Origin of the sequence: Duganella sp. Leaf126 (genome assembly GCF_001423125.1) — a bacterium.
GTDB lineage: Bacteria > Pseudomonadota > Gammaproteobacteria > Burkholderiales > Burkholderiaceae_D > Rugamonas.
The window spans coordinates 1-4664 of the sequence record NZ_LMNW01000018.1; the positions used below are offsets into that span (position 1 = coordinate 1).

The 4664-nt window shown below is 62.4% G+C and carries 3 protein-coding genes and 1 rRNA gene; 3 read left to right on the top strand and 1 reads right to left on the bottom strand.

Annotation, left to right across the window (positions count from 1 at the left end; all coding sequences use genetic code 11):
• Positions 1–101 (top strand): 5S ribosomal RNA (rrf, locus tag ASF61_RS11285); the annotation flags it as partial.
• 156 nt (positions 102–257) lie between these two features.
• On the opposite strand, the gene ASF61_RS11290 is transcribed toward rrf, so the two are convergent.
• Positions 258–2387, bottom strand: a complete 2130-nt coding sequence (locus ASF61_RS11290) for a TonB-dependent receptor (RefSeq protein WP_056155599.1) — start codon at positions 2385–2387, stop codon at positions 258–260.
• A 203-nt stretch (positions 2388–2590) separates the two neighbouring features.
• Between ASF61_RS11290 and adh the strand changes: the two genes are divergently transcribed.
• Together adh and ASF61_RS11300 are read left to right on the top strand one after the other, a co-directional pair.
• Entirely contained in the window at positions 2591–4111 is a 1521-nt protein-coding gene (adh, locus tag ASF61_RS11295) for an aldehyde dehydrogenase (RefSeq protein WP_056155602.1), read from the top strand.
• A 9-nt stretch (positions 4112–4120) separates the two neighbouring features.
• Complete coding sequence (locus tag ASF61_RS11300) at positions 4121–4510, top strand: DUF779 domain-containing protein (RefSeq protein WP_056155606.1); 390 nt, start codon at positions 4121–4123, stop codon at positions 4508–4510.
• The last annotated feature ends 154 nt before the right edge of the window (positions 4511–4664 follow it).

Sequence of the window (4664 nt, forward strand, 5' to 3'; positions counted from 1 at the left end):
AGCAAGTCGGTCCCACCCCTTCCCATCCCGAACAGGACCGTGAAACGACTTTGCGCCGATGATAGTGCTGCAACCAGTGTGAAAGTAGGTTATCGTCARGCTAGTTATACTAAAAGCCCCACCGAGCGCGCAACGCTGGTGGGGCTTTTTTCATTCCGGCTTCTTTTTACGGCCTTCTCCTGACGCACGGCGCAAGCCTGAGCGCCAATGCCAGAACTGCCCCGGTGCGGCATGAAACTGCTAGCTAAATTAGCTTGCTAGAACTGGTAATTGGCGCTCATGCCCAGCAGCCAGTTGCGCTGCGGCGCAGCTTCGTAATAGCGCTTGTTGGTGTCGCCGACGATGACCGAGCCGACATAGTTTTTGTCTAACAGGTTGTTCAAGCGAGCAAACTGCCGGAAGCGCCAGCCATTCCACTGTTGCCGCGCATTCACGCTGGCGTTGACGATGGCATAGCCGGGAGCCGCCTGATCACCGTTGGCGTCGTCTGCGTAAATCTTGCTGGTGGCAATGCCTTCCAGCGCAGCGCCGAAGCTGCCGGTGCTGTTTTTCCACGCCAGCTCCCCATAGACGTTGGCCTTGGGTACGCCAGGCAGACGGCTGCCTTCCGGCACGGCGCCGAAGCCCTGGTCGTAGATGGCGCGCAGCGCGGTCAGTGCCACGCGCGTGCTCAGGCCATGGCGCCAGCTCGACTCGAGCGAGACTTCCAGTCCCCGACGCAGCGTCTTGCTGGCGTTGCGGTAACTGGTACGGCCGCCGCTGCTGCTGGCGACCACCACCTCGTCGCTGGTACGTACCTGGAATAGGGCGGCACTCAAACTGGTGCGCTCATCGAGCTTGGCTTTGACGCCGGTTTCCACATGCGTGCTCTCAGCGGGGCGCAGGTTGAAATTGAAGCCGCCGGTGGCCGAATAAAACAATTCGTTGAGCGTGGGCGTTTCGAAACCGCGCGCGGCGCTGGCGTACACGTTGACCGTCGGCGCGATGCGGTACAACACCCCGAATACCGGCGTGGTATGGCTGAAGGTCAGATCGCCGCTGTCGTTGCCGTTGCTGAGAAAACGGTCGTCGACGGCCACCTTGACCGTGCTGCGGCGAACGCCAGCGCTGAGCATCCAGGCGCCGGCCTGCCATTCTGCCTGCAGGTAGGGATCGACACTGGACACGACATCCTGCTCGTCGCGGCGCAGCGCACCCTGGACACCGAGCTGGTTGCCGATGAAGTTTTCATAGCCTTTGCGGTCATCGTCCGAGCGGCCGTATTCGAGCCCGAACGTGGTGCTCAGTTTGCCCCCGGCCAGCGCGCTGACGTGGGTCCAGTTGATATCGGCGCCGTAGAAATCGCGGTCGAAATCGATCACGCCGCCCGAATGGGAGCCTGGGGCCTGGAACGCGCGCGAGAACGACTGGTACTGGACCACCTGGCGGTTACCGCCGTAGAGCATCACGCGCAAGCGGTCGTCGCCGAATTGCTGCGTCCATTGGGCGCCGATCTGCTGGTGGTCGATGCTCTTGCGGGTGTCGTAGCGGTCCGCCAGCGTGCGCTTCGGGGTTTGGGTATCGGAGGCGTCGATTTCGCCCGCGCGCGGATCGCGCTGGTAAGTGGCCCACGACACCCCGAGCGGATCCTGCGTGTCTTTCTGGCGCAGGCCGTTGGCGACGATGGTCAGCTTGGCGTCCTGCATCGGCGTCAGTGTGAGCTTGGCGAATGCCTGGTCGCGCGTGGCGGCGCTGTGGGCGCGGTAGCCGTCGGTCTGGAAGCGCGAGGCGTCGAGCACATAGCCGATATCGTCCTGCTTGCCCTGCGCGTTGATGTCGGTCTTGCGGCTGCCATAGCTGCCGGCGCTGACACCGGCTTCGATGGTGGGCGCGCCATCGCCATCGCGCGTGAACAGCTGGATCACGCCGCCCGAGTGGTTGCCGTAAATGGCGGAGAAGGGGCCGCGCAGTACTTCGATGCGTTCGGCCATGTCGAGGTTGAAGGTGGCAGCCTGGCCCTGTCCATCGGGCATGCTGGCCGGGATGCCGTCGGCGATCAGGCGCACACCACGCACGCCGAAGGTGGAGCGGGCGCCGAAGCCGCGCGAGGAAATCTGCAGATCCTGTGCATAGTTCTGGCGGTTCTGCGCCACCAGGCCCGGGACTGCCGCCAGCGCTTCGGAGGCATTGACGCGCGGCTGGCTTTGCTGGATGCGGGACGCATCGACGACGTCGATCGCGGCCGGCATGTCGAACACGGTGTGGCCGATGCGGGTGGCGCTGACCACGACCACGTCGGCAAGCGGCAAGGGTGTCGCGTCTTCGCCCCTGGCTGCGGTCACCGTCGCGATGCTGCCGAGGGCCATCAGTGCGGTCATCGCGTTACGGCGAACAGGGTACTGCTGCATAAAGACTCCGTGTCAGGATGGTGCGGACATCATAAGGGAGCTGTTGCCATTGTGCTGACACTGCGCGTATGGTGTGACGGTGGCCGCCCAGCGTGCGCCATGCATGGCCCAGTTGTGGCAGGGTAGATCTCTGACCGTCTGGACGATCAGGAGAGGACCGTAGTTTCCGCATTTTCGATGACACCAACGAGAAAGAGGACGACATGAATCTGGCAGACATCCGCACACTGGGCGTAGAAAACCCCTTCAAACAGCGCTACGACAACTACATCGGCGGCAAGTTCGTGGCGCCGGTCAAGGGCGAATACTTTGGAAATGTCACGCCGATCACCGGGCAGGTGTTTTGCGAAGTGGCGCGCTCCACGGCGGAGGATGTGGAACTGGCCCTCGATGCCGCCCATGCCGCCAAGGCAGCCTGGGGCAAAACTTCGCAGGCCGAGCGCGCCAACATCCTCAACAAGATTGCCGACCGCATGGAAGCCAACCTTGCGCTGCTGGCCACTGCCGAGACTATCGACAACGGCAAGCCGATCCGCGAAACCACCAATGCCGACCTGCCGTTGGCGGTCGACCACTTCCGCTACTTTGCTGGTTGCATCCGCGCCCAGGAAGGCTCGGTGGCGCAGATCGATGCCGACACCTATGCCTACCACTTCCACGAACCGCTGGGCGTGGTCGGCCAGATCATCCCGTGGAACTTTCCCATCCTGATGGCGGTGTGGAAGCTGGCGCCCGCGCTGGCTGCCGGCAACTGCGTGGTGTTGAAACCTGCGGAGCAAACGCCGGCCTCGATCATGGTGCTGGTGGAGCTGATCGGCGACCTGCTGCCGCCCGGTGTGCTCAATATCGTCAACGGCTATGGCCTGGAAGCGGGCAAGCCGCTGGCATCGAACAAGCGCATCGCCAAGATCGCCTTCACCGGCGAGACCGGCACCGGGCGCCTGATCATGCAGTACGCGGCCCAGAACCTGATCCCCGTCACATTGGAGCTGGGCGGCAAGTCCCCCAACATCTTCTTCGCCGACGTCATGGACGCCGACGACGCCTTCTTCGATAAATGCCTGGAAGGCTTTGCCATGTTTGCGCTGAACCAGGGCGAGGTATGTACCTGCCCGTCGCGCGTGCTGATCCAGGAATCGATTTACGAGAAATTCATCGAACGCGCACTGGCGCGCGTCGCTGCCATCAAGCAGGGCAACCCGCTCGATGCCGGTACCATGCTCGGCGCCCAGGCCTCGCAGGAGCAACTTGAAAAAATCCTGTCGTACATCGACATCGGCAAGCAGGAGGGCGCCGAGGTATTGGCCGGCGGCGAGCGCCATGTCCAGGATGGCGATCTGAAAGAGGGCTATTACGTGCGCCCCACGGTGTTCAAGGGCGAGAACAGCATGCGCATCTTCCAGGAAGAGATTTTCGGCCCGGTGGTGTCGGTCACGACCTTCAAGGACGAGGAAGACGCGCTGCGTATCGCCAACGACACCTTGTATGGCCTGGGCGCGGGTCTGTGGACACGCGACGGTTCGCGCGCATTCCGTGTCGGTCGCGCCATCCAGGCGGGGCGCGTGTGGACCAATTGCTACCACCTGTACCCCGCTCACGCCGCGTTCGGTGGCTACAAGCAGTCGGGCATAGGCCGCGAAAACCACAAAATGATGCTCGACCACTACCAGCAGACCAAGAACCTGCTGGTATCGTACAGCCCCAATGCGCTGGGCTTCTTCTAGGGAGGTGCAATGAGCCACCCCATCGAACGGGTAACGGCCACGCCGGCCGCACTGGAGATGCTGGCAACGCTGCGTGCGCGGCACGGCCCGCTGATGTTCTTCCAGTCGGGCGGTTGCTGCGACGGCAGCGCACCGATGTGTTACGCGGCTGGTGACTTTGCCGTCTCCGACACCGACGTCTACCTGGGTGAGCTTGATGGCGTGCCGTTCTACATGGGCGGTGAACAGTTCGCGTACTGGGCGCATACGCAGCTGATCATCGATGTGGTTCAGGGCAATGGTGGCATGTTCTCGCTCGATAATGGTACCGGGCGACGCTTTCTTACCCGGTCGCGCCTGTTCACGGACCAGGAATTGGCGCGGCTGTCGCCGGCGCCACGAGGGCCAGTAAGCGCTTAATTTTTCGCCCTCAAAAAAGTCCCTTGCCAAGCCGGTTGCGGCTTGGCTATAATTCGCCCCCTCGCAACACAGCCCATGCAAATGTTAAGTGGAGCGAGTAAAAAAGAAGGTTGACGAAACAAGCGAAACGCTTCATACTCTTTCTTCTTCGCGG

Excerpts from the sequence above, each read along its gene's own strand:
- adh (WP_056155602.1), top strand. The coding sequence starts at position 2,591 with ATGAATCTGGCAGACATCCGCACACTGGGCGTAGAAAACCCCTTCAAA.
- ASF61_RS11300 (WP_056155606.1), top strand. The coding sequence starts at position 4,121 with ATGAGCCACCCCATCGAACGGGTAACGGCCACGCCGGCCGCACTGGAG.
- ASF61_RS11290 (WP_056155599.1), bottom strand. The coding sequence starts at position 2,387 with ATGCAGCAGTACCCTGTTCGCCGTAACGCGATGACCGCACTGATGGCC.